Below are 24,673 nucleotides of genomic sequence, written 5' to 3' on the forward strand. Positions count from 1 at the left end.
CGGGCGAGGACGAGCCGTCGCGCGCCGCGTCACGCACTGTGCGAGCTGCCACCCGGCACTGCGTCAGTTTCAGACCGGAGCGGGCGGGCTCGCCGACGCGCTCGGCTGCGGTGGGGTGTCCTGGCCGTCGTGGGTGGTGTCCGGATCGACGCCCACCGTGATCGACCCGTGGACCCCCTCGGCGATGTCCCGCCTGTCGTACCGCAGCCTGAGCAGGCCGCCCTGGCTGCCGCTCCGGTCGTAGACGGTGTCCTCGCTGAGCGTGGTGCGCTCGGTGGTGTTGGCCGAGTACGGCACCACCCCGGCGGAGGCGAGGACGGACTCCTCGTCGAAGAAGAACTGGCCGGTGTGGCAGGTGTGTCCGCCCTCGTAGCCGGCGTCGGTCCACTCGCCGTCCACGTGCACCTTGACATGGATGTGGACGCAGCGGCCCCGGTACCAGCCCGGGAAGACCGTCTTGAAGGTGACGTGCCCGTGCCGGTCGGTGCGCCAGGTACCGCGCAGGTAGCGCGAGTCGTCGGTGGGTTCCTGGTGCCCGCCGCCCCCGCCGCCGGGGCCGCCCGAGGGCGGTGCGCCCGTGGGCGTGCCGGTGGGGGGTTCACCGGTGGGCGCGGGACCACCACCGCCGCTGCCCTGGTCCTCGTAGCCGGAGTAGACGCCCGAGGCGTCGCAGTGCCAGATGTCGACGGCGGCGTCGCGGACCGGTCGGCAGGTCTCGGAGTCGATCACCTTGAGGGCGAGCAGCAGCGCTATGCCCTCGCGGTCCTCGGTGATGTTCCGGCGGATCTTGTCCGCATCGATGTAGTACGGACCTTCGACGGCCTCGGAGGTCAGCCGGTAGCAGACCTCTCCGTCACCCGTACTCCTGTCGCCGCTCTCACTCCTCTTGCCGCTCTCACCGCTCTCACCGCTCTCACCGGCGAACGCGTTCGCGGCGAACGCGCCGCCCAGAGCCACCGCGGCGACGCCTCCGGCCCCCGCGACGACCACCTCGCGGCGTGTCAGTCCACTTGCGTACTGCGGCCCTTGGGGCTCCTGTTTCGCTGTCATGCGCCGGGAAGCTAGAACGGAAGCCTGTCAGCGACCTGAGAAAAGGGCGCCCTTTCCCCCGCCCGGAAAAGAGGGGCCGGTAATCGCCGCCGGCAACGGGCTGCTGAGGTTGATCTGGTCACCGCCCGGCCATGGACGGCCCCCCTGCCCCGAGATATGTTGCGGGGATCTTGCCCAGAGGGGGGCCAACCATGGCATTGTTCGGCAACGCGCACACCATCGACACGGGACAGGCCCAGCAGGACTTCGCACGACTGCTGGGGCCGGGCGAGCAGGTGCACGCCGCGTACCTGCTGATCCGCGACACCATCCTGTTCACCGACCGCCGCCTGATCCTGGTCGACAAGCAGGGCATCACCGGCAAGAAGGTGGAGTACCACTCCGTGCCGTACCGCAGCATCACCCACTTCGCGGTCGAGACCGCCGGCACGTTCGACCTCGACGCGGAGCTGAAGATCTGGATCTCCGGCTCGGCGACACCGATCGAGAAGACGTTCACCAAGGGCGTGGACATCTACGAAGTCCAGGCCATCCTGACGCAGTTCGTGGCGAAGTAGCACCATCGCGGGGTGCGTAGGTGGCCAACTGGGGACCGGGGTGCGAATGTCGCCACAGCGCATACGTATGGTTCTCGCCATGGCAGTCCCTGAGGTCATTCCGATCGCCTACGAGCCGCACGGCCGTACCCAGGCCGTCGGCCGCTATGCGGACGGACAGTTCCTGGCGTCGGTCACCTACGCGTTCCCCGAGGGGTTCCGTCCCGACGACGGCTGGGAGGAGCACAAACGCCTGTATTCGGCGCTGCACCTCTTCGACGTCGACGGCCGGTACCGCGACTCGGAGATCTGGTGCGCCGGCACCTGGGCCGAGCAGCAACAAGCGCCGGACGGCGCCGACTCGGTGCTCGCCCGCGCCCGGGCCCATCTCGCGACCATGCTCCGTAGCCTGCCCCGGCGCACCTACACGGACATCGCGATACGCCCCTTCCGACTGACCCTCGACGGCGTCCTCTTCGGCCTCGTGACCGGAGACGACGAGGACGATCCCTGGGCCGAGCTCTACCCGGACCACCTCGGTTTCGGCGCCCCCTGGGACGGCCGGTACGACACGTAGCGCACACCGGACGGAAAAGGGGCCGGAGATCGATACCGATCTCCGGCCCCTCCTCAGAAGCTCACCCGTCCCGGACGGGCCCGCCTACTTCGGCTGCGGCTTGCGCACCGAGAGGTGCAGTTCGCGCAGACGGGCTTCCTCCAGCTCGGTCGGCGCGCCCATCATCAGGTCCTGGGCGTTGCCGTTGAGCGGGAAGGAGATCGTCTCGCGGATGTTGGGCTCGTCCGCGAGGAGCATGACGATGCGGTCGACGCCGGGAGCGATGCCGCCGTGCGGCGGGGCGCCGAAGCGGAAGGCGCGCAGCATGCCCGCGAACTTGTCCTCGACGGTCTCACGGTCGTAGCCCGCGATCTCGAAGGCCTTGAGCATGATGTCCGGCTCGTGGTTCCGGATGGCACCGGAGGACAGCTCCACGCCGTTGCACACGATGTCGTACTGCCAGCCCAGGATGTCCAACGGGTCCTGGGTCTCCAGGGCCTCCAGACCACCCTGCGGCATCGAGAAGGGGTTGTGCGAGAAGTCGATCGCGCCGGTCTCCTCGTCCTTCTCGTACATCGGGAAGTCGACGATCCAGCAGAAGCGGAAGACGTTCTCCTCGAAGTGGCCGGCCCGCTTGGCGGCCTCGACCCGCACCGCGCCCATGATCTTCGAGACCTCGTCGAACTCGCCCGCGCCGAAGAACACGGCGTGACCGGCCGCCAGCGACAGGCGCTTGGTCAGCTCGGCGACGTTCTCCTCGGTCAGGAACTTCGCGATCGGACCCGTCAGCGAGCCGTCCTCGGCGACGCGGACCCAGGCCAGGCCCTTCGCACCCAGCGTCACGGCGAAATCGCCGAGCTGGTCGAAGAACTTGCGCGGCTGGGCCGAGACGTCCGGCACCGGCAGGGCGCGCACGTGCTTGCCCGCGAACGCCTTGAACTCCGAGCCCTCGAAGACGTCGGTGATGTCGACCAGCTCCAGCTGGGCGCGGAGGTCCGGCTTGTCGGAGCCGTACTTCAGCATCGCCTCGCGGAACGGGATGCGCGGGAACGGCGAGGTGACGTGACGGCCGTTGCCGAACTCCTCGAACAGCTCCGTCATGAGCTTCTCGATGGGCTGGAAGACATCCTCCTGCTCGACGAAGGACATCTCCACGTCGAGCTGGTAGAACTCGCCCGGCGAGCGGTCCGCGCGGGCGTCCTCGTCACGGAAGCAGGGCGCGATCTGGAAGTAGCGGTCGAAGCCGGAGATCATCAGCAGCTGCTTGAACTGCTGCGGCGCCTGCGGCAGCGCATAGAACTTGCCCGGGTTCAGACGGGACGGGACGACGAAGTCGCGGGCACCCTCGGGGGATGTGGCGCTCAGGATCGGGGTCGCCATCTCGTTGAAGCCCAGCGCCGTCATCTTGTGACGGATCGCCGAGATGACCGCCGTACGCAGCATGATGTTGCGGTGCATGCGCTCGCGGCGCAGGTCCAGGAAGCGGTACTCCAGCCGCCGCTCCTCGTTGACCCCGTCCTCGGCGTTGATCGTGAAGGGCAGCGGCTGGGCGGCGCCGAGCAGCTCGACCTCGCCGACCTCGACCTCGATCTCACCGGTCGGCAGCTCCGGGTTCACGTTCTCGGTGCCACGGGAGACGACCTTGCCGTCGACACGGACCGTCGACTCCTTGGTCACCTTGTCGAGGGCCTCGTAGGCGGGCGTACCGGGGCGGGCCACGAGCTGCGTGATGCCGTAGTGGTCGCGCAGATCGATGAAGAGGATGCCGCCCAGGTCGCGCCGATTGTGCAGCCAGCCGCTCAGCCGGACGTCGGTGCCGACGTCAGAGGAGCGGAGCTCGCCGCAGGTGTGGGACCTGTACCGATGCATCGTCGTTCATCCAGCCTTCGCGGATCGGGGTCGTGTTTCACGTGAAACAACGTGCCCCAAGCCTACCGGCCACCCTGAGATCGCCTCCCCACCATTAACACGGTGGTGCCCGGGCCTTCACCACGCACCCTCGGTGGCACTCTCCGATCACCTGTCCATAAAGTGGGGCAATGTGCCCTGGTGAACCCCTGCCCGCCGTGGGGGACGTCCTCGCCGCCCTCGCGACGGGGATATGGCACTGGGACACCGCGACCGGAATCGTCACCGTCGACGCGGAGGCGGCACGGCTGCTCGGGCTGCCCGCCGAGCCGGCCGCGCTCACCGAGGCCCAGGCGCGAGCCCGGTTCCACCCGGTCGACTGGAACGAGATCACCGGTGTGGTCCAGCTCGCCGTCTCCGAGGGCACCCTCGCCGTTACCCCGAGACCGGGGTCCTGGAGACGGCCCGGGCCGGGCATCTGGACCCGGCGGTCCGGAGGGCGGACGGGACGGTGCTGGTGCGCACCACGGTCGGCGGGCTGCCCCTCGGCATCGACCCGGACTCCGACTACCCGATCACCCGGCTCGCCCTGGAACCCGGCGAGACGATGATGCTCTGCACGGACGGCCTGCTGGAGACCGGCGGCCACGACCTGGACACGGGCTGGAAGCGCCTTCGCGCGACCCTGGAGAACCACACCGGTGATCTGGAGCAGCTCGCCGACGCGCTCGTCCAGGCCGTCCTCGGACCCTCCTCCCACCACACCACCGGGCCGCTGTCCGATCGGCGCGAGGACGACGTCGCCGTCCTGCTGCTGGGGAGACACCCGCGGTGGCGGGGACACCGGCGCAGTACGGCCGTGGGTGCGCCGCACGATGCTCACGGTCACCCAGGTCGAGCCCGAGCGGATCGCGGAGGGCCGACGGCATCTGCGTGAGTTGCTGCACGACTGGGTGTGTGCGGAGCAGGTGGACTCGGCGGTGCTGCTCGTCTCCGAGATGCTCACCAACGTCCTCGTGCACACCGACACCGACGCGCTGCTGGTCGCCGAGGTGACCGGCCGTGCGGGCGAGCGGCAGATGCGGGTGGAGGTCACCGACGCGGGCGACGACCTCCCGCACAGGCGCAGGCCCGGCGAACTGGCCTCCTCCGGCCGCGGTCTGCTTCTCGTCGAACTGCTGGCGGACGCCTGGGGGGTGACACCGCGCGGCGAGGGCAAGAGCATCTGGTTCGAACTCCACGAGCCGCACGCCACCGAGCGCGCGCCGGGGGAGCAGGAGAAGCGGGGAGAGCAGGCCGAACGAGGAGAGCGGAGTGAGCGGGGAGGACAGAGTGAGCAGGGGGAGCAGGGAGAGGGGCCGCCCCGGGGTATTAGCGGGCTCTAGGGGAGTCAGGCGGCTCAGGGGGCTCCCGAGAGGAGAACGGGGCTCAGGGGGCCGCAGGAGCCGTGCTACGCGTCCGACGGCTCGGGCGTGGACGCGGTCGCGGGGGGCGGCGCGTAACGCGTGCGCAGCTCGTGCAGGACGCCGAAGGCGGCCGCCGTCAGCGGCACCGCCAGCAGCATTCCCAGGATCCCGGCGACGGACGCGCCCGCGGTGATCGCCAGCATGACCACCGCCGGATGCATCTGCACGGTCCGGCTCTGGATCATCGGCTGGAGCACGTGTCCCTCCAGCACCTGCACCGCCAGCACCACCCCGAGCGCCCACAGCGCGATGACGAACCCCCGGTCGGCGAGCGCGACCAGCACGGCCACCGAACCGGAGAGGAAGGCGCCGAGGTAGGGGATGTAGGCGGTGACGAAGACGAGCGCGCCGAGCCCGATCGCCCCGGGCACCCGCAGGATCAGCAGCCCGACGGTGATGCAGACCGCGTCGATCAGCGCGATGAGGGTCGTCCCGCGCATGAACCCCTCGACGGCCGCGAAGGCGCGCCGGGCCATCGCCTCCACGACGTCGGCCGTGCCGCGCGGCGCGAGCGATCTGAGCACGTCCGAGGTGCGGTGGGAGTCCCGCAGGAAGAAGAAGACGAGCAGCAGGGCCAGTACCGCCACGGCGATGCTCTCGCCGACGACGCTCACCCCGCTGATGACGTTGGAGGCGGCGGTCCCGCCGAACTTGCGGAGCAGTTCCTTGCTATTGGTGGCGAGGTCGTCCAGCGAGGTCCCGGCGGCCCCGAAGTGGTCGGCGACCCCGCGCGCCGCGGTCTTCAGCGAGGCGATGATCTCGTCCCCGGTGTCGATGAGCGCCGCGACGACGATGTACACGGCCCCGCCGACCAGTGCCACGACGGCGACGCAGGTGACCGCGGCGGCCACGGACCGGTTGACCCCGGCCGTCACCAGGCGGCGGTACAGAGGCCCGAGCAGCGCGGTCCCCAGCAGGGCGAGCAGCACCGGCGTCACGGCCGTGCGGAACTCGGCGCACAGCCGGATCCCGACGTAGCCGACGCCGGCGGCGAGCAGGACGACGGCGCACCAGGCGGCGAGCCGGCGGGCGGGATCGGGGAGGAGATGCACCCCTCCACCCGATCACGTGTCGGGCGGGCCGTCCCCTCGGGACGGCCCGCCCGGGTGACGGTGTGTCAGGCCTTCGGCCCGCTCTCGGTCATTCCGTGCACCGCCGGGACGGTCCCCAGGCGGCCCTTCTGGAAGTCCTCGAAAGCCTGCTGGAGTTCCTTCTGGGTGTTCATCACGAACGGGCCGTAGTGGGCCATGGGCTCACGGATGGGCTGTCCGCCGAGGAGGACGACCTCGAGGTCCGGCGTGTGCGAGTCCTGCTTCTCGTCCGCGCGGACGGTCAGCGAGGAGCCCGCGCCGAACACCGCGGTCTGGCCCAGGTGGATCGGCCGGCGGTCGACACCGACCGTGCCGCGGCCCGCCATCACGTACGCGAGGCCGTTGAAGTCCTCACGCCACGGGAGGGTGAGCTCGGCGCCCGGCGCGAGCGTCGCGTGGACCATCGTGATCGGCGTGTGCGTGACGCCGGGACCCTGGTGGCCGTCCAGCTCACCGGCGATGACCCGCAGCAGCGCGCCGCCGTCGGGGGTGGAGAGCAGCTGGACGTTGCCGCCGCGGATGTCCTGGTAGCGCGGGGCCATCATCTTGTCCTTGGCCGGCAGGTTCACCCACAGCTGGAGGCCGTGGAAGAGACCGCCGGACATCACGAGCGACTCCGGCGGAGCCTCGATGTGCAGCAGACCCGAGCCCGCGGTCATCCACTGGGTGTCGCCGTCGGTGATGGTGCCACCGCCGCCGTTGGAGTCCTGGTGGTCGAAGACGCCGTCGATGATGTACGTCACGGTCTCGAAGCCACGGTGCGGGTGCCAGGGCGTGCCCTTGGGCTCACCCGGCGCGTAGTCCACCTCGCCCATCTGGTCCATCATGATGAACGGATCCAGGTGGCGGTAGTTGATCCCGGCGAACGCACGGCGCACCGGGAAGCCCTCACCCTCGAAACCGCTCGGCGCGGTCGTGACGGCGAGTACGGGACGGGCCACCGCGTCGGCGGGAGCGGCCACACGGGGCAGCGTCAACGGGTTCTCGACGGTCACTGCAGGCATGTCGGTACCTCCTCTTGTACACCCAGTTTAGTTGAGCATTGAACTTTCTGCCACCCCTAACGGAGAAAGCCCGGAGGGAATTCCCTCCGGGCTCACACCGCGAGAAGCGGGAACGAGGTCGGTCGATCGGCCGGTCGGTAGGTCGGCCGGGTCGGTAGGTCGCGGACAGCGGACAGCGGACAGCGGACAGCGGACAGCGGACAGCGGGACGGTCAGCCGTACATGCGGCGCATCGCGAATTCGACCATCTGCTCGACGGCCTTCGCGTCGAAGACCATCCTGTGCTCGCCCTCCATGTCGACGACGAAGCCGTAGCCGGTCGGGAGCAGGTCGATCACCTCGGCGCCGGTGATCACGAAGTACTTGGACTCCTTGCCCGCGTACCGCCGCAGCTCCTTGAGCGAGGTGAACATCGGGATCACCGGCTGCTGGGTGTTGTGCAGCGCGAGGAAACCCGGGTTGTCACCGCGCGGGCAGTAGACCTTGGAGGTCGCGAAGACCTGCTGGAAGTCCTCCGCGGCCAGCTGTCCGGTGGTGAAGGCCCGGACCGCGTCCGCCAGGGATGGAGGGGACGGTTCCGGATAGAGCGGCGGCTGCTGGCCGTAACCGCCGACACCGCCGGGCATCTGCTGCTGCGGCGGGGCGTACCCCTGCTGGGCACCCGCGCTCTGGTCGTAGCCGTACATGCCCCAAAGAGTAACGAGTCACAGATGACCCAATCGGGGTTGCTTCTTATTACCGACGGGTAGCATCATCGAAGCTACTTGTTGGTACGTGAAACAGTCGCGAGGAGTCAGTGCCTCGCCGATCCCTCTACGGAGCCGTCGCCATGGGGCACTACAAGTCAAATCTTCGCGACATCGAGTTCAACCTCTTCGAGGTGCTCGGCCGCGACAAGCTGTACGGCAGCGGCCCGTTCGAGGAGATGGACACCGAGACCGCGAAGAGCGTCCTCGAAGAGCTGACCCGCCTCGCGGAGAACGAGCTGGCGGAGTCCTTCGCGGACGCGGACCGCAACCCGCCGGTCTTCGACCCGGAGACGAACACCGCTCCGGTCCCGGCGTCCTTCAAGAAGAGCTACAAGGCCTTCATGGAGTCGGAGTACTGGCGGCTGGGCCTGCCCGAGGAGATCGGCGGCACCACCGCCCCGCCGTCCCTGATCTGGTCGTACGCGGAGCTGATCCTCGGCGCGAACCCGGCCGTGTGGATGTACTGCTCCGGCCCGGCCTTCGCCGGCATCCTCTTCGACGAGGGCACCGAGCAGCAGAAGAAGATCGCGCAGCTCGCGGTCGAGCGGACCTGGGGCTCCACCATGGTGCTGACCGAGCCGGACGCCGGCTCGGACGTCGGCGCCGGACGCACCAAGGCGGTCCAGCAGGAGGACGGCACCTGGCACATCGAGGGCGTGAAGCGGTTCATCACGTCCGGTGAGCACGACATGGAGGAGAACATCCTCCACTACGTCCTCGCGCGGCCGGAGGGCGCCGGTCCCGGCACCAAGGGCCTGTCCCTCTTCCTCGTCCCGAAGTACCTCTTCGACTTCGAGACCGGCGAGCTGGGCGAGCGCAACGGCGTCTACGCCACCAACGTCGAGCACAAGATGGGCCTGAAGGCCTCCAACACCTGCGAGATGACCTTCGGCGACCGGCATCCCGCCAAGGGCTGGCTGATCGGCGACAAGCACGACGGCATCCGCCAGATGTTCCGCATCATCGAGTTCGCGCGGATGATGGTCGGCACGAAGGCCATCTCGACGCTGTCGACGGGCTACCTCAACGCGCTGGAGTACGCCAAGGAGCGCGTCCAGGGTCCCGACCTGGCGAACTTCATGGACAAGGCCGCGCCGAAGGTCACCATCACCCACCACCCGGACGTGCGCCGCTCGCTGATCACGCAGAAGGCGTACGCGGAGGGCATGCGGGCGCTGGTGCTGTACACCGCCTCCGTCCAGGACACGATCGCGGTCAAGGAGGCGGGCGGCGAGGACGCCTCCACCGAGCACGCGCTCAACGACCTGCTCCTGCCGATCGTCAAGGGCTACGGCTCCGAGAAGGGCTACGAGCAGCTCGCCCAGTCGCTCCAGACGTTCGGCGGCTCCGGGTTCCTCCAGGAGTACCCGATCGAGCAGTACATCCGCGATGCCAAGATCGACACCCTCTACGAGGGCACCACCGCGATCCAGGGCCAGGACTTCTTCTTCCGGAAGATCGTCCGCAACCAGGGCGCGGCGCTGAACTCCCTCGCCGAGGACATCAAGAAGTTCCTGGAGCTCGGCACCGGCGGCGAGGACCTGGCGGGTGCCCGCGAGCACCTCGCCAAGGCGGCCGTCGAGCTGGAGGCCATCGTCGGCCTGATGCTGACCGACCTCGCCTCGACCGAGCAGGACGTCAAGAACATCTACAAGGTGGGCCTCAACACCACCCGCCTGCTGCTCGCCTCCGGTGACGTGATCGTCGGCTACCTGCTGCTCAAGGGCGCGGCCGTCGCCGTCGAGAAGCTCCAGACGGCGTCCAGCAAGGACAGGTCCTTCTACACCGGCAAGATCGCGGCGGCGAAGTTCTTCGCGGCCAACGTCCTGCCCGGCGTCACCCTGGCCCGCAAGGTGGCCTCGGACGTCGACCTGGACCTGATGGAGCTGGACGAGGACGCGTTCTAGTCCGTTCCCGTCAGTTCCCGTCGGTTCCGGGCAACGCGGAAACGGCCTCCACACAGCCCTTACGAGGGCCCGCTCCCAGTGATGGGGAGCGGGCCCTCGTACGTCGTTAAGGTGAACCCCATGAGCGAACCCTCCCGCTTCGACCGCGGCCACACCGACGACCTCATGTCCTTCCTGACGGCCAGCCCGTCGCCGTACCACGCGGTGGCGAACGCCGCCGAGCGGCTGGAGAAGGCCGGTTTCCGCCAGGTCTCGGAGACGGACGCCTGGGACGGGACGAGCGGCGGCAAGTACGTGCTGCGCGGCGGTGCGATCGTGGCCTGGTTCGTCCCCGAGGGCGCCGCACCGCACACCCCCTTCCGTATCGTCGGCGCCCACACCGACTCGCCCAACCTGCGGGTCAAGCCGCTGCCCGACACCGGCGCGCACGGCTGGCGGCAGGTGGCGGTGGAGATCTACGGCGGGCCGCTGCTGAACTCCTGGCTCGACCGTGACCTGGGCCTGGCGGGCCGGCTGACGCTGCGGGACGGCTCGACGCGCCTGGTCGACATCGCCCGGCCGCTGCTGCGCGTGCCGCAGCTCGCCATCCACCTCGACCGCGCGGTCAACTCCGAGGGTCTCAAGCTCGACAAGCAGCGCCACCTCCAGCCCATCTGGGGCCTGGGCGACGATGTGCGCGACGGCGACCTGATCGCCTTCCTGGAGGAGGAGTCGGGGCTCTCGGCGGGCGAGGTGACCGGCTGGGACCTGATGGTGCACTCGGTGGAGCCGCCCGCCTACCTGGGCCGGAACGAGGAGCTGCTGGCCGGCCCCCGGATGGACAACCTGCTGTCGGTGCACGCCGGTACGGCGGCGCTGGCGGCCGCGGCGGCGACGGAGGACCTGCCGTACGTCCCCGTCCTCGCCGCCTTCGACCACGAGGAGAACGGCTCGCAGTCCGACACGGGCGCGGACGGCCCGCTGCTGGGCAGCGTGCTGGAGCGTTCGGTGTTCGCGCGCGGAGGGTCGTACGAGGACCGGGCCCGCGCCTTCGCCGGCACCGTCTGTCTGTCCTCCGACACGGGGCACGCGGTCCACCCCAACTACGCGGAGCGGCACGACCCGACGCACCACCCGCGCGTCAACGGCGGCCCCATCCTCAAGGTCAACGTCAACAACCGCTACGCGACGGACGGCACGGGCCGCGCGGTGTTCGCCGCCGCCTGCGAGAAGGCGGACGTGCCCTTCCAGTCCTTCGTCTCCAACAACTCCATGCCGTGCGGCACGACCATCGGGCCGATCACCGCGGCCCGCCACGGCATCCGGACCGTCGACATCGGGGTGGCCATCCTGTCGATGCACAGCGCACGGGAGCTGTGCGGCGCGGACGACCCGCACCTGCTGGCGAACGCGCTGGTGGCATTCCTGGCGGGGTAGCAACGGGCGCTCATGGCATGGGTGTTGTCCGCCGGGGTACCCGCACTCACGGGCCGGATCGACCGGTCCGGACAGGGAGGCGACACTCATGGGCCTCGGCGGATGCATCATCCTCATCGCCGTGGGAGCCATTCTCACGTTCGCGACCGACTGGCACATGGAGGGGGTCAACCTCGACCTGGTCGGGATCATCCTCATGCTCGTCGGACTGATCGGCGTGGCGACGTTCAGCGGTATCGCCAAGCGCAGGCGGGTCGTCGTACCGCCCACGACGACGACCGTCGTCGAGGAGGAGCGGCACCCGCGCCGGGACGGCTACTCCGACGGATACGGCGTGTGAGGCGGAGCCGGCTGTATGACGCGGGCTCTATGACGCGGGCGGTCTGACGCAGGCCGCCTGACGCAGACCGTTCGACGCGCCCTGCCCCCGACGAAGCGGTCCCACGGCGGAGCGTCGCGGAGGAAGCGGCCGTGGTGGTCACGGCGCGGGAACGGTCGCGGCCGGGGTGGCTCCGTCAGAGCCCGCACCCCGGCCGCGACCGTCACACCACCGCGTGACCGCCGCGTCCGTCAGGCGTCCGGTGCCGCCGTCCCCTCTTCGTCCATGCCTGCCAGAACCAGCGGCAGCCGGTCCGCCCCGCCCTCGGTGAGCAGGACCGGGACGCCCCAGTCCTGCTGGTGGACGTGGCAGGCCGGATACTCGTTCGCCGGGTCGTCGTCGCAGGACGCGGCCATCGCGGACACGTGCAGGACGCCCTCCCCGACCGCCGGGTCGAGCTCCAGGGTGCGGGAGAGGTCCGTGTCCGCGCCCTCCCCCGCCAGCAGCAGTCCGGGCGGGGTGGAGGAGACCAGCAGGCGGGTGGACGGGCCGTAGCGGGTGTCCAGCTTCTGGCCCGCCGGCGCCTGGAAGATCACGTCGAGCCGCAGTTTTCCGGGCCGCACCTCGGTCGCCGCGCGCTGGGTGCGGTGGGCGACGGACTCCACCCGTACCGCCTCCTCCGGCAGCCGCAGCCGGGTCAGCCGGTGCCGGGCCGACTCGACGACCACGATGTCCGCGCCGACCAGCACGGCGTCGCTCGGCTCCCGCAGATCCGTGGCCAGCGTGGTCACCTCGCCGGTCGCGGGGTCGTAGCGGCGCAGCGCGTGGTTGTAGGTGTCGGCGACCGCGACCGATCCGTCGGGCAGCGCGGTCACGCCCAGCGGGTGCTGGAACAGGGCCTGCTCAGCGGCTCCGTCCCGGTGCCCGAAATCGAAGAGTCCGGTGCCCACGGCGGTGTGGACGGCGCCGTCGAGGTCGACCCAGCGCAGCGCGGACGTCTCGGCGTCGGCGAGCCAGAGGCGCTCGGGGGTGGCCGCGAGCCCGGAGGGCTGGGCGAACCAGGCCTCGGTCCCCGGCCCGTCGACAAGCCCCTCGTTGGTCGTCCCGGCGGTGACGGAGACGGCGTCGGCGGCGGGGTCGTAGGCCCACAGCTGGTGCACACCCGCCATCGCGATCCACACCTTGCCGCCGAACACGGCCACGTCCCACGGCGACGACAGGTCGACCTCGCGGGCCGGTCCCGAGGTGGGCGATCCCTGCCACCACTGGCGGCCGGTCCCGGCCAGGGTCGTCACCTCGCCGGTGGACAGATCCAGCCGCCGCAGGGCGTGGTTGACGGTGTCGGCGACGATCACGTCCCCGTCCAGCAGCGCCAGACCCTGCGGCTCGTTGAAGGCCGCCGTCCGCGCCGTGCCGTCCGCGAGCCCGCGCGCGCCCGACCCGATCCGCCGTACGACCGTCTCGCCGTCCTCGGCCAGCTCCACCAGCTGGTGCCGGGTCGTGTCGCTGACCAGGAAGGTCCCGGACGGCAGCAGCAGCGCCTTGCCGGGGAAGCGCAGCACCGTCGGCTCGGGCTCCGGCGCCACGTACGGGCCGTCGCCGCGCCGCAGGGTGCCCTTCGCCTCGTGCTCGGCCTCCAGCTCCTCGACCAGCCGCTCGATGGCGTGCGCGTGCCCCTCACCGGCGTGCTGCGCGACGACGTACCCCTCGGGGTCGATCACCACGAGCGTCGGCCACGCCCGCACCGCGTACTGCTTCCAGGTGGCGAGCTCCGGGTCGTCGAGCACGGGGTGCTCCACGCCGTACCGCTCCACCGCGTCCACCACCGCCTGGTGCTCGGCCTCGTGCACGAACTTCGGCGAGTGCACGCCGATGATCACCACGGTGTCCCGGTGCTTCTCCTCCAGCTCCCGCAGCTCGTCGAGGACGTGGAGGCAGTTGATGCAGCAAAAGGTCCAGAAGTCCAGGATGACGATGCGGCCTCGCAGGTCGGCGAGGGTGTACTGGTGGTCGCCCGTGTTGAGCCAGCCGCCCTTGCCGGTCAGCTCGGGGGCACGGACGCGGGCGCGTCGGGGTGCGGAGTCGTTCATGCATCAAGCATGCATCACGGGCGCGGTGCGCTGTCCGGCTCAGTCGGTCGGCCCAGCGGAGGGCGTTCCCGCACGGCCCGCGGGGAAGCGGTACGGCATGAGATTCCTCGTGCGCGACCGGCTGCTCGGCCTCGGTGACGACCACTGGATCGAGGACGACCAGGGCACCAAGGTGTACCTCGTCGACGGCAAGGCGATGCGGGTGCGTGACACCTTCGAGCTGAAGGACACCCGTGGCCGGGTCCTGATCGACATCCACCAGAAGATGTTCACGCTGCGGGACACGATGGTGATCGAACGGGACGGCGAGCCGCTCGCGACGATCCGACGCAAGCGGCTGTCGCTGCTGCGCAACCACTACCGGGTGGCGCTCGTGGACGGCACGGAGCTGGACGTCAGCGGCAAGATCCTGGACCGCGAGTTCGCCGTCGAGTACGACGGGGAGCTGCTGGCCGTCGTCTCCCGGCGGTGGCTGCACGTGCGCGAGACGTACGGCGTCGACGTCGTACGGGAGGACGCGGATCCGGCGCTGCTGATCGCGGTGGGGGTGTGCGTGATCCACCTGGCGGAGAAGGAGCGGGAGGAGGGCTGAGCTGAGCGAAGGCCCTGCCCTTCGGCTCCCTTTTCGGTGGCGGGGGCGCCCGCCCCGGGCGCCTTCGGCGGTCCTGGGCGCTCTCAGCGGTGAGACGTACCGGGCCTCTTCGGTGGCGGGGCGCCCGGTCCTTCTGCGGCCCTGGTCCTTCGACGGCGGGGCGCCCCGGGCCCTTCAGTGGCCGGGCGTCGGCAGGCCCAGTACCCGGTCCTTGAGCGCGGGGAACTTCTCCCGGGTCGTGGCGACCTCCGCGGGGTCGAACTCCACGGTGAGGATCTCCTCGTCGGGGCCCGACTCCGCGAGGACCTCGCCCCAGGGATCGACCACGATCGAGTGACCCGCCTGCGGAACTCCCGCATGCGTCCCGGCCGTTCCACACGCGAGGACGAACGCCTGGTTCTCCACCGCCCGCGCCCGGGCCAGCAGCGTCCAGTGCGCGCGCCGGCGCTCCGGCCAGCCGGCCGGGAGCAGGAGGACCTCGGCGCCGGCGTCGACGAGCCCGCGGAAGAGTTCGGGGAAACGGAGGTCGTAGCAGGTGGCCAGACCGACCGTGGTCCCGGACAGCCGCGCCGTGACGAGTTCCGTGCCCGCGCCCATCAGCACGGCCTCGCCCTGGTCGAAGCCGAAGCGGTGGATCTTGCGATAGGCGGCGGCCAGGTCGCCGGAGGGGGAGAAGAGGAGTGAGGTGTTGTACAGCGGCCCCTCAGGGTCACGCTCCGGAATCGAACCCGCGTGCAGCCATACACCCGCGTCGCTCGCGGCCTTCGCCATCGCCTCGTACGTCGGCCCTTCGAGCGGCTCCGCCTCGTCGGCGAACCGCTCGTAGGCGAAAGCGCCCGTGGTCCACAGCTCGGGCAGCATCACGAGGTCGGCGACACCGGCTTGATCCCGTACCAGAGCGGCCACGCGAGCCCGGCGAGATGCGACCGATTCGCCCTCGTCCACGGTGATCTGGATCAAAGAGGCGCGCACACTACCACCGTCCTGGCATTCGAGTCGTCCACACGGGCCTACGATCGTCACACGAAAGCACTGCCGGGGTGCCTCACAGCAGCGTAACTTAGCGTTCCAAGACACCCGCCGACAGCCACCTCCCGCTGGCAAAGCCGCCGCAATCCACCCGAGTACCGACCGCCGAGGGGTCCCGTTCCGTGAGTCTGCATCCCACCCTCCAGCCCTACGCCGACGCCTGGACCCACTCCATCGAAGCGATATCCGAGCTGGTACAGCCGCTTGTGGAGGGCGAGTGGAACCGGCGGACCCCGTGCCCCGGCTGGTCGATCCGCGACATCGTCTCCCACGTCATCGGCCTCGACAGCGAGATGCTGGGCGACCCGCGCCCCATCCACACCCTCCCGCGCGACCTGTACCACGTCACCAACGAGCACCAGCGCTACATGGAGATGCAGGTCGACGTCCGCCGCCACCACACGGCGCCGGAGATGACCTCGGAGCTGGAGTACACGGTCATCCGCCGCAACCGCCAGCTGCGCAACGAGTCGCGCGACCCCGGCACGAAGGTACGCGGCCACCTCAGCACCGAGATCACCCTCGAAGAGTCCATGCGGACCCACGCGTTCAACGTCTGGGCGCACGAGCAGGACCTCCGCGCCGCCCTCGGCCGTCCGGGCAACCTCGACTCCCCCGGCGCGCACATCGCCCGTGACGTCCTGCTCGGCGAACTCCCCGAGGTCGTGGCCGACAAGGCGCAGGCGCCCCGCAGTTCGGCGGTCGTCTTCGACGTCCACGGCCCGATCGAGTTCCTGCGCACGATCCGCGTCGACATCCAGGGCCGCGGCACCTTGGAGACGGCTCCCGCCCTCGGCCCCGCGGCCACCCTCACCCTCGACTGGGAGACGTACGTCCGCCTGGCCTGCGGCCGGGTGACACCGGAGGCGGTGAGCGACCGCGTGAAGGCGGAGGGGGATCCCGAGCTCACGGGCGCGATCCTGCGGAACTTCACGGTGACGCGGTAGCCGTTTCGGCGCGGTCGCGCAGTCGCGTGGCCGTGACCGTCGTCGGGTGGCCTGGGTCGAGACGTCGACCGGCTCAGGCCGGAACGTGCACCGTCTCCACCCGGGACGCCACGAGCCGCTCGCTCTCCCGCCGGGCCGCCCGCTTGCGCAGCCGGAGGATCTGGCTGATCCCGAGGGCCTGAAGGACGAACACGGCGGAGAAGGCGACCGTGTAGTCGTCCCCGGTGGCGTCCAGCAGCACGCCCACCGCGAACAGGGTCGTCATCGAGGCGACGAAACCCCCCATGTTCGTGATGCCGGACGCGGTCCCCTGCCGCTCCGGCGGGTTCGCGGGCCGCGCGAAGTCGAAGCCGAGCATCGACGCCGGACCGCACGCCCCCAGCACCGCGCACAGCACGACCAGCAGCCACATCGGTGCCCGCGCTCCGGGCCAGGCGAGCGTCACCGCCCAGATGGTGGCCGTCGCCCCCACCGTCCCCAGCGCCAACGGCAGCCGCGCCTCGTGATGCCGGGCGACGATCTGGCCGTAGACCAGGCCGATGACCATGTTGGACAGCACGACCAGGGTGAGCAGTTCGCCGGCGGTCGCCCGGTCGAGACCCTGTGCCTCGACCAGGAACGGCATCCCCCACAGCAGCAGGAACACCATCGCCGGGAACTGGGTGGTGAAGTGCACCCACAGCCCCAGTCGGGTCCCCGGCTCCCGCCAGGACGCGGCGATCTGACGGCGGACGTAGGCAGCGCCCTGGTGCGGGAAGGGCTCCGGCTCGCGCCCCTCGGGGTGGTCCTTGAGGAACAGCAGCAGCAGGACGAGCACCACGACACCGGCGAACGAGCTGCCCGCGAACGCCGCCGTCCATCCGACGCCGTGCAGCAGGCGGGCCAGCACCAGCGTCGACACCAGGTTGCCCGCCATGCCGGCCAGACCGGCGAGCTGCGCGACCAGCGGGCCGCGCCGTGCCGGGAACCAGCGCGTGCCGAGCCGCAGCACGCTGATGAACGTCATCGCGTCACCGCAGCCGAGCAGCGCCCGCGACGCGAGCGCCGTGCCGTACGACGGGGAGAACGCGAAGCCCAGCTGCCCGGCCGTGAACAGGACGACTCCGATGGTCAGCACCTTCTTGGTACCGAGCCGGTCCACCAGGAGTCCCACGGGTATCTGCATGCCCGCGTACACCAGCAGTTGGAGGATGGAGAAGGTGGACAGGGCCGAGGCGCCGACATGGAAGCGGTCGGCGGCGTCGAGCCCGGCCACGCCCAGGGACGTACGGAAGATGACGGCGACGAAGTAGACCGAGACGCCGATGGACCAGACGGCGACGGCTCGGCGGCCACCGGGCGGGTCGCCGGGGAGCGCGGTCGTCGTCCTGGAGCCGCCGCTCATCGGACCTCACCGCGGGCCAGGTGGGAGAACCAGCCGACGTGCCGGTGGACGACGGCGACGGCCGCCTCCGCGTCCCCCGCGCGCAGCGCGCCGAGGATCTCCTCGTGCTCGGCGAGGGTCTTGGCGATCCGGTCGGGATGGGAGTGCATCACCGCCACCCCCATCCGCAACTGGCGGTCGCGGAGCTGGTCGTAAAGACGGGAGAGGATCGCGTTGCCGCCGCTGCGGACGATCTCGGCGTGGAAGCAGCGGTCGGTGACGGCGGCGGCGGACAGGTCACCGGCGGCGGCCTGGTCCTTCTGCCGGGCGAGGAGTTCCTCCAGCCGTTCGACGAGTCCGGCCGGGGCGGGCACCGCCTTGCGGGCCGCGTGCTCCTCGACCAGCAGGCGGGTCTCCACCACATCGGCGATCTCCTGCGCGGAGACGGGCAGGACCAGCGCGCCCTTCTTCGGGTAGAGCTTGATCAGCCCCTCGACCTCCAACCGCAGCAGCGCCTCACGCACCGGCGTGCGCGAGACTCCGACGGCCTCGGCGAGCTCGCCCTCCGTGAGCAGGATGCCGCCCTCGTAACGACGGTCCAGTACGCCCTGTTTGACGTGTGCGTAGACACGGTCGGCGGCGGGCGGTTGTTTCACGGCCAGACTCATGGCCACATGATAGATACAACACGTACGCATAAGGGGGTCGTTCCAGTATGCGGACGGCGACGGTCCGCCGCCCACGCCGTTTCACCCGTTCGGGAAATCTCTCCCAGCAACCGCACAACCATCTGTGCTACTTACGTGTCACACACTTGCGGCCGCACTCGTTTTCCCCGCCAACTCGGCCGCTTATCAGGGGCATTCAACGTATTCGGGGTATCTCAGTTGATAAAGGGCATTCAGGGCATTCGCCTCCGTCGCGCCGCAGCCGTCGCCGTCACCGCCGGCGCCGTTCTGGCCACCGGAGCCCTCACCGCGGCACCCGCGCAGGCGGTCACGACGCCCTCGATCGTGGCCAAGACCGGCTACGTGATGAACAACGCGAACGGTGCGCAGCTCTACAACAAGGGCATGGACACCAAGCTGTCCACCGGCTCCACCACGAAGATCATGACCGCCAAGGTCGTGCTCTCCCAGGCGAACCTCAACCTGGACACCAAGGTCACCATTCAGAAGGCGTACAGCGACTACATCGTCTCGAAGGGCGCCTCGTCCGCCCACCTGATCGTCGGCGACAAGGTCACCGTCCGTCAGCTGCTCTACGGGCTGATGCTGCCGTCCGGCTGTGACGCCGCGTACGCGCTGGCCGACAAGTACGGCAGCGGCTCGACGCGGGCCGCGCGCGTGAAGTCGTTCCTCGGCAAGATGAACAGCACCGCGAAGAGCCTCGGCATGACGAGGACCCACTTCGACTCGTTCGACGGCATCGGCAACGGCGCCAACTACTCGACGGCGAAGGACCTGACGAAGCTCGCCAGCAGTGCGATGAAGAACTCCACGTTCCGCTCGGTCGTCAAGACCAAGAAGTACACGGCGAAGACGGTCACCAAGACCGGCAGCACCCGCACCATGGCGGCGTGGACGAACACGAACACCCTGCTCAGCAGCTACAGCGGCGCCATCGGCGTCAAGACCGGCTCCGGCGCCGAGGCGAAGTACTGCCTCGTCTTCGCCGCGACCCGGGGCAGCAAGACCGTCATCGGCACGGTGCTCGCCGACACGAACGCGACGCAGCGCGCCACGGACGCGACGAAGCTCCTCAACTACGGCTTCGCACGCCTGGCCTGACCCACCCGACACATCTGAAGGGGACCCACCGCTCCCAGCGGCGGGTCCCCTTCCGTGCGTCCCGCCCCGTTTCACCCGCAATGGTGAACATCATTGCGCTGGCTGGCATATTCGATTTCCTCCGCCCTACGTTCCGCAGCGGAGGTGGTTCACATGACCGAACCCAGCAAGCGGCCCGACACCGACGAGCGCCACGAGGCCATCGACGTCAGCGACTTCGTGTACGCGGCCACGGGAGCCCGGGTCCGCCGGCTGACCGTCTACGGGGGTCACTGGTTCCCGGCGGTGGATGTGTGCAAGGAGTTGGGGCACACCAACTCGCGCAAGGCCCTCGCCGACCACGTGCCCGAAGAGCACCGAGACAATCTCGAGACAGTAACTGGAAGTTACGGTCTCAGCGTTCCCGCAGGCAGGGGGTGGCGTCGAGACTTGCAGATGATCGACCTCCAGGGCCTGATCCTGCTCGTCAACGGCTGCACCAAGCCCGCCTGCGCGCCCTTCAAACAGTGGTGCGCCGAAGTGATCGAGACCGTCCAGCGTGAGGGGTCGTACGCCCTGGAGAAGGCCGAGGTACAGCCGGCCGCCCCGGGCGCTCCGATCGCGTACGCCATGCCGGAGCAGGTCGCCGACGCGATCGTCCGGCTCGAGGAGCGCAATCTCCAGGCGGACGAGCAACTCGCCGTCGTCCAGCACGAGTCGCTCGAGCTGCAACGGGCCATGGTCCGGGCGATGGAACGCATCGCCGACCGGCTGGACGTCCTCGCCCTGGACCGTCCGGCACCCGCCGCCGCCCTCCCCACGGACCCGACCACGGAGTCCGTGCTGGCCGACTGGCGGCAGCGGCTGTCCGTGACGTCGGACGTGTGGGCGGTGGCGGTGGCGATCGTGCCGGTGCTGGTCGAGACGGGTGAGCTGCGTCAGCCGCTCGACGCCATCGCGGCCCGTACCGGACTCTCGGTGCAGCGTGTCAACGACTGCCTGCGCATGCTGCGCAAGCACGCCTGCATCCACTCCCGCGGCGGCAGCGAGGACGGGGTGCCGATCTACGTGCTCAACCGTCCCTGAGAGCGGAAAGACAGAAGGGGCCGGTCGCAAGACAAGGTTGCGGCCGGCCCCTCTGCCGTGAGCCTATCCGGGCGAGGCGACTGTCACGCCCAGGTGATCAGCTTCTTGGGCTGCTCCAGGATCGCCGCCACGTCCGCCAGCACCTTCGAGCCCAGCTCGCCGTCGACGAGACGGTGGTCGAAGCTCAGCGCCAGCGTGGTGACCTGGCGAGGCTTCACCTTGCCCTTGTGGACCCACGGCTGGAGCTTGATCGCGCCGATCGCGAGGATCGCCGACTCGCCGGGGTTGAGGATCGGCGTGCCGGTGTCGACGCCGAAGACGCCGACGTTGGTGATCGTCACCGTTCCGCCCTGCATCGCCGCCGGCGAGGTCCTGCCCTCGCGCGCCGTCGACACCAGCTCACCCAGCGCCTCGGCGAGCTGCGGCAGCGTCCTGGTGTGCGCGTCCTTGATGTTCGGCACGATCAGACCGCGCGGGGTCGCCGCCGCGATGCCCAGGTTGACGTAGTGCTTCTGGACGATCTCCTGGTTGGCCTCGTCCCAGGACGCGTTGACGTCCGGGTTGCGCTTGATGGCGACCAGCAGGGCCTTGGCGATCAGCAGGAGCGGGTTCACCCGCAGACCCTGCATGTCCTTGTCCTGCTTCAGCTCCTCGACGAGCCTCATCGTGCGCGTCACGTCGACCGTCACGAACTCCGTGACGTGCGGCGCGGTGAACGCCGAACCGATCATGGCCTGGGCGGTGGCCTTGCGGACGCCCTTGACCGGGATACGGGTCTCGCGCGCACCGTCGTAAGCCGCGACCGGCGCCGGGATCTGCGCCGGGGCCGGCACCGGGGCCGGCGTGGCCACCGGCAGGGGCGCCGGCTGTACGGGAGCCGCCGCCGCGTGCACGTCCTCACGCGTGATGATGCCGTCCGGGCCGGACGGAACCACCCGCGTCAGGTCCACGCCCAGGTCCTTCGCCAGCTTGCGCACCGGAGGCTTCGCCAGCGGGCGCTGTTCCACGCCGGCGGCTGTGGCGGCCGGACCGCCGTGGCCGTTCAGCTCGCCCTGGATCGCCGCCGACGCCTCCTGGGCCGGGATCTCCGGGCCCTTTCGGGGGCGGCGCTTGGTGGAGGACGTGGCCACGCCGTAGCCGACGAGGACCGGCTGGCGGGCCGGTGCCTTCGGCTCGTCCCGCGGCTCCTCCTGCTGCGGCGCGGCGGGCGCCGGCTCGTCTGCGGGCGCGGCGCCGCCCGCCACGTCCACCGTGATGATCGCGGTTCCCACGTCCACCGTGGTGCCCTCGGGGAAGCGGAGCTCGCGGACCACTCCGTCGTAGGGGATGGGGAGTTCGACGGCCGCCTTGGCGGTCTCTACCTCGCACACCACCTGGCCGTCGGTCACCGTGTCCCCGGGCTGGACGTACCACTTGAGGATCTCGGCCTCGGTGAGTCCCTCGCCCACGTCGGGCATCTTGAACTCACGCACGGACGCTTCGGTCATCGTCGTCACGACCCTCTCCTCAGTACGCCAGGGCACGGTCGACGGCGTCGAGTACCCGGTCCAGGCCCGGCAGGTACTCCTCCTCCAGGCGGGCCGGCGGATACGGGGCGTGGTAGCCGCCGACCCTGAGCACCGGGGCCTCCAGGTGGTAGAAGCAGCGCTCCGTGATGCGGGCGGCGATCTCCGCGCCCGAGCCGAAGAACACCGGCGCCTCGTGGACGACGACCAGCCGGCGGGTCTTCTCCACCGACGTCTGGATCGAGTCGAAGTCCAGCGGGGAGACCGAGCGCAGGTCCAGGATCTCCAGGGACCTGCCCTCCTCGGCGGCCGCGTCGGCGACCTCCTGGCAGAGCTTCACCATCGGGCCGTAGGCGGCGAGGGTGAGGTCGGTGCCCTCGCGGACCACGCGTGCCTTGTGCAGCGGGCCGGGGATCGCCTCGGTGTTCACCTCGCCCTTGTCCCAGTAGCGCCGCTTGGGCTCGAAGAAGATCACCGGGTCGTCGCTCTGGATGGCCTGCTGCATCATCCAGTAGGCGTCGGCCGGGTTCGACGGGGAGACGATCTTCAGGCCCGACACGTGCGCGAACAGCGCCTCGGGGGACTCGGAGTGGTGCTCGACCGCGCCGATGCCGCCGCCGTACGGGATCCGCACGACGACCGGGAGCTTGACCTTGCCCAGCGAGCGGGCGTGCATCTTCGCGAGCTGCGTGACGATCTGGTCGTACGCCGGGAAGACGAAGCCGTCGAACTGGATCTCCACCACCGGGCGGTAGCCGCGCAGGGCGAGGCCGATGGCCGTGCCGACGATCCCGGACTCCGCGAGCGGGGTGTCGATGACGCGGCTCTCGCCGAAGTCCTTCTGCAGGCCGTCGGTCACCCGGAAGACGCCGCCGAGCTTGCCGACGTCCTCGCCCATGACGAGGACCTTGGGGTCGGACTCCAGGGCGCGGCGCAGCGACTCGTTGATCGCCTTGGCGATCGCCATGTTGGTGGACGTCACGGTCTCCGCCATGTCACTTGCCCCCTTCTGCGTCCGCGAACGACGCCTGGTAGGCGGCGAACTGGGCTCGCTCCTCGTCGACGAGCGCGTGCCCGTCCGCGTACACGTTCTCGAAGATGGCGAAGTGGTCCGGGTCCGGCATGGCGCGGACCGCTTCGCGCACTCGCCTGCCCAACGCTTCACTCTCCGCTTCGAGTTCCGCGAAGAATCCCTCGTCCGCGTGGTTTGCGGACTCGAGGTGCGCGCGCAGCCGCAGGATCGGGTCCTTCGCCTCCCACGCCTCGCGCTCCTCGTCGGCCCGGTACTTGGTCGGGTCGTCGGAGGTGGTGTGCGCGCCCATGCGGTACGTGTACGCCTCGACCAGCGTCGGGCCGTCGCCGCTGCGGGCCCGCTCCAGCGCCCACTTGGTGACCGCGAGGCAGGCCAGGACGTCGTTGCCGTCCACGCGTACGCCCGGGAAGCCGTAGCCCTGGGCACGCTGGTAGAGCGGCACCCGGGTCTGCTTCTCGGTCGGCTCGGAGATCGCCCACTGGTTGTTCTGGCAGAAGAACACGACCGGGGCGTTGTAGACCGCGGAGAAGGTGAAGGACTCCGCGACATCGCCCTGACTGGAGGCGCCGTCACCGAAGTACGCGATCACCGCGCTGTCCGCGCCGTCCATGGCCACGCCCATCGCGTAGCCCGTGGCGTGCAGCGTCTGGGAGCCGATGACGATCGTGTAGAGGTGGAAGTTGTTGCTGTTCGGGTCCCAGCCGCCGTTGTTCACACCGCGGAACATGCCGAGCAGGTTGGTCGGGTCGACCCCGCGGCACCAGGCGACGCCGTGCTCGCGGTAGGTCGGGAAGACGTAGTCGTCGTCGCGCAGGGCCCGGCCGGAGCCGATCTGGGCGGCCTCCTGGCCGAGCAGCGAGGCCCACAGGCCCAGCTCGCCCTGGCGTTGCAGGGCGGTGGCCTCGGCGTCGAAGCGTCGGGTGAGCACCATGTCGCGGTACAGACCGCGAAGCTCGTCGGGCGTCACGTCGGCCACGTACTTGTCGTACTCGGCGTTCTTGACGCGCTTGCCCTCGGGCGTCAGCAACTGGACGAGTTCGGGCCCTGCACCCGAGGTGCCCGACGTCTTGCTGGCGCTGGTGCGCTTGGTACCGGCGCTGCGTCGCGGTTTGCGCGCGGCAGTGCTCTCCACGGTCACGTGTGCTCCTCCGTCGGTCCGGCCCCCGGGGTTGCCGGTAGGCCAGTGCGGCTCACCTGTTCCGGTACCCGTGCACGGGGTGGGTGCCACTCGACCGGGAACAGGCGTGACAGGTGCCCCGGCGAGCGCCCTGCAACAGTCACGTTACCCAGTGCTCCACATTTCTGTGAAACCCCCCC

21 protein-coding genes and 1 pseudogene are annotated in these 24,673 nt (G+C 70.0%); 10 read left to right on the forward strand and 12 right to left on the reverse strand.

Annotated elements, in window-relative coordinates; genetic code table 11:
* Positions 1–69 precede the first annotated feature (69 nt).
* Entirely contained in the window at positions 70–1,050 is a 981-nt protein-coding gene (locus ACFV0T_RS28530) for an intradiol ring-cleavage dioxygenase (RefSeq protein WP_385785006.1), read from the reverse strand.
* A gap of 191 nt (positions 1,051–1,241) precedes the next feature.
* Between ACFV0T_RS28530 and ACFV0T_RS28535 the strand changes: the two genes are divergently transcribed.
* Positions 1,242–1,607, forward strand: coding sequence for a PH domain-containing protein (locus ACFV0T_RS28535; RefSeq protein WP_385785008.1), 366 nt, complete (start codon positions 1,242–1,244; stop codon positions 1,605–1,607).
* 79 nt (positions 1,608–1,686) lie between these two features.
* On the forward strand, positions 1,687–2,163 hold the full coding sequence (locus tag ACFV0T_RS28540; RefSeq protein WP_385785011.1) for a hypothetical protein: 477 nt from the start codon (positions 1,687–1,689) through the stop codon (positions 2,161–2,163).
* 84 nt (positions 2,164–2,247) lie between these two features.
* On the opposite strand, the gene aspS is transcribed toward ACFV0T_RS28540, so the two are convergent.
* Entirely contained in the window at positions 2,248–4,011 is a 1,764-nt protein-coding gene (gene aspS, locus ACFV0T_RS28545; protein ID WP_385785014.1) for an aspartate--tRNA ligase, read from the reverse strand.
* 418 nt (positions 4,012–4,429) lie between these two features.
* Here aspS and ACFV0T_RS28550 point away from each other — a divergent pair.
* Positions 4,430–5,375: pseudogene (locus tag ACFV0T_RS28550) on the forward strand (SpoIIE family protein phosphatase); the annotation flags it as partial.
* A gap of 65 nt (positions 5,376–5,440) precedes the next feature.
* Here the strand turns inward: ACFV0T_RS28550 and ACFV0T_RS28555 are convergent.
* The 3 genes from ACFV0T_RS28555 to ACFV0T_RS28565 form a co-directional block, all read right to left on the reverse strand.
* Positions 5,441–6,508: an AI-2E family transporter gene (locus ACFV0T_RS28555; RefSeq protein WP_385785016.1), complete on the reverse strand. Its 1,068-nt coding sequence runs from the start codon at positions 6,506–6,508 to the stop codon at positions 5,441–5,443.
* 65 nt (positions 6,509–6,573) lie between these two features.
* The gene (locus tag ACFV0T_RS28560; RefSeq protein ID WP_385785019.1) at positions 6,574–7,551 is read right to left on the reverse strand and encodes a pirin family protein; all 978 of its coding nucleotides are present in this window, start codon (positions 7,549–7,551) and stop codon (positions 6,574–6,576) included.
* Positions 7,552–7,763: 212 nt separating this feature from the next.
* Positions 7,764–8,237 carry an SseB family protein gene (locus ACFV0T_RS28565; RefSeq protein WP_385785021.1) on the reverse strand — a complete coding sequence of 158 codons (474 nt, stop codon included), beginning with the start codon at positions 8,235–8,237 and terminating at the stop codon, positions 7,764–7,766.
* A 143-nt stretch (positions 8,238–8,380) separates the two neighbouring features.
* Here ACFV0T_RS28565 and ACFV0T_RS28570 point away from each other — a divergent pair, with 143 nt between their 5' ends.
* The 3 genes from ACFV0T_RS28570 (at position 8,381) to ACFV0T_RS28580 (ending at position 11,963) form a co-directional block, all read left to right on the forward strand.
* Positions 8,381–10,207: an acyl-CoA dehydrogenase gene (locus tag ACFV0T_RS28570; protein ID WP_385785024.1), complete on the forward strand. Its 1,827-nt coding sequence runs from the start codon at positions 8,381–8,383 to the stop codon at positions 10,205–10,207.
* A gap of 120 nt (positions 10,208–10,327) precedes the next feature.
* A complete protein-coding gene (locus ACFV0T_RS28575) occupies positions 10,328–11,623 on the forward strand; it encodes a M18 family aminopeptidase (RefSeq protein WP_385785027.1) in 1,296 nt (431 codons plus the stop codon).
* A gap of 88 nt (positions 11,624–11,711) precedes the next feature.
* Positions 11,712–11,963: a DUF6458 family protein gene (locus ACFV0T_RS28580; RefSeq protein WP_385785028.1), complete on the forward strand. Its 252-nt coding sequence runs from the start codon at positions 11,712–11,714 to the stop codon at positions 11,961–11,963.
* Positions 11,964–12,193: 230 nt separating this feature from the next.
* Here the strand turns inward: ACFV0T_RS28580 and ACFV0T_RS28585 are convergent, their stop codons facing one another.
* The gene (locus tag ACFV0T_RS28585) at positions 12,194–14,032 is read right to left on the reverse strand and encodes a thioredoxin-like domain-containing protein (protein ID WP_385785031.1); all 1,839 of its coding nucleotides are present in this window, start codon (positions 14,030–14,032) and stop codon (positions 12,194–12,196) included.
* 97 nt (positions 14,033–14,129) lie between these two features.
* On the opposite strand from ACFV0T_RS28585, the gene ACFV0T_RS28590 reads away from it, so the two are divergent.
* Complete coding sequence (locus tag ACFV0T_RS28590) at positions 14,130–14,624, forward strand: LURP-one-related/scramblase family protein (RefSeq protein ID WP_385785034.1); 495 nt, start codon at positions 14,130–14,132, stop codon at positions 14,622–14,624.
* Positions 14,625–14,798: 174 nt separating this feature from the next.
* On the opposite strand, the gene ACFV0T_RS28595 is transcribed toward ACFV0T_RS28590, so the two are convergent.
* A complete protein-coding gene (locus tag ACFV0T_RS28595; protein WP_385785036.1) occupies positions 14,799–15,596 on the reverse strand; it encodes a carbon-nitrogen family hydrolase in 798 nt (265 codons plus the stop codon).
* 179 nt (positions 15,597–15,775) lie between these two features.
* On the opposite strand from ACFV0T_RS28595, the gene ACFV0T_RS28600 reads away from it, so the two are divergent.
* Complete coding sequence (locus tag ACFV0T_RS28600) at positions 15,776–16,600, forward strand: maleylpyruvate isomerase family mycothiol-dependent enzyme (RefSeq protein WP_385785039.1); 825 nt, start codon at positions 15,776–15,778, stop codon at positions 16,598–16,600.
* Between the two features lie 73 nt (positions 16,601–16,673).
* Here the strand turns inward: ACFV0T_RS28600 and ACFV0T_RS28605 are convergent, their stop codons facing one another.
* Together ACFV0T_RS28605 and ACFV0T_RS28610 are read right to left on the reverse strand one after the other, a co-directional pair.
* Positions 16,674–17,984, reverse strand: a complete 1,311-nt coding sequence (locus tag ACFV0T_RS28605) for a nitrate/nitrite transporter (RefSeq protein WP_385785042.1) — start codon at positions 17,982–17,984, stop codon at positions 16,674–16,676.
* Positions 17,981–18,631, reverse strand: a complete 651-nt coding sequence (locus ACFV0T_RS28610) for a GntR family transcriptional regulator (protein WP_385785045.1) — start codon at positions 18,629–18,631, stop codon at positions 17,981–17,983. Before ACFV0T_RS28610 ends, ACFV0T_RS28605 begins: the two co-directional genes overlap by 4 nt.
* 219 nt (positions 18,632–18,850) lie before the next feature.
* Between ACFV0T_RS28610 and ACFV0T_RS28615 the strand changes: the two genes are divergently transcribed.
* Both ACFV0T_RS28615 and ACFV0T_RS28620 read left to right on the forward strand, forming a co-directional pair.
* Positions 18,851–19,753 carry a D-alanyl-D-alanine carboxypeptidase family protein gene (locus ACFV0T_RS28615; RefSeq protein WP_385785049.1) on the forward strand — a complete coding sequence of 301 codons (903 nt, stop codon included), beginning with the start codon at positions 18,851–18,853 and terminating at the stop codon, positions 19,751–19,753.
* A gap of 153 nt (positions 19,754–19,906) precedes the next feature.
* A complete protein-coding gene (locus ACFV0T_RS28620) occupies positions 19,907–20,818 on the forward strand; it encodes a Bro-N domain-containing protein (protein ID WP_385785051.1) in 912 nt (303 codons plus the stop codon).
* A gap of 83 nt (positions 20,819–20,901) precedes the next feature.
* Here the strand turns inward: ACFV0T_RS28620 and ACFV0T_RS28625 are convergent, their stop codons facing one another.
* Genes ACFV0T_RS28625 through pdhA form a run of 3 tightly spaced genes read right to left on the reverse strand, consistent with a single transcriptional unit; the run spans position 20,902 to position 24,494 of the window.
* Entirely contained in the window at positions 20,902–22,314 is a 1,413-nt protein-coding gene (locus tag ACFV0T_RS28625) for a dihydrolipoamide acetyltransferase family protein (RefSeq protein ID WP_385785054.1), read from the reverse strand.
* Between the two features lie 10 nt (positions 22,315–22,324).
* Positions 22,325–23,317, reverse strand: coding sequence for an alpha-ketoacid dehydrogenase subunit beta (locus tag ACFV0T_RS28630; RefSeq protein ID WP_385785057.1), 993 nt, complete (start codon positions 23,315–23,317; stop codon positions 22,325–22,327).
* 1 nt (position 23,318) lies between these two features.
* Positions 23,319–24,494, reverse strand: a complete 1,176-nt coding sequence (gene pdhA / locus ACFV0T_RS28635) for a pyruvate dehydrogenase (acetyl-transferring) E1 component subunit alpha (RefSeq protein WP_385785059.1) — start codon at positions 24,492–24,494, stop codon at positions 23,319–23,321.
* Between the last annotated feature and the right edge of the window lie 179 nt (positions 24,495–24,673).

Source organism: Streptomyces sp. NPDC059582, assembly GCF_042735715.1.
Classification (GTDB): Bacteria; Actinomycetota; Actinomycetes; order Streptomycetales; family Streptomycetaceae; genus Streptomyces.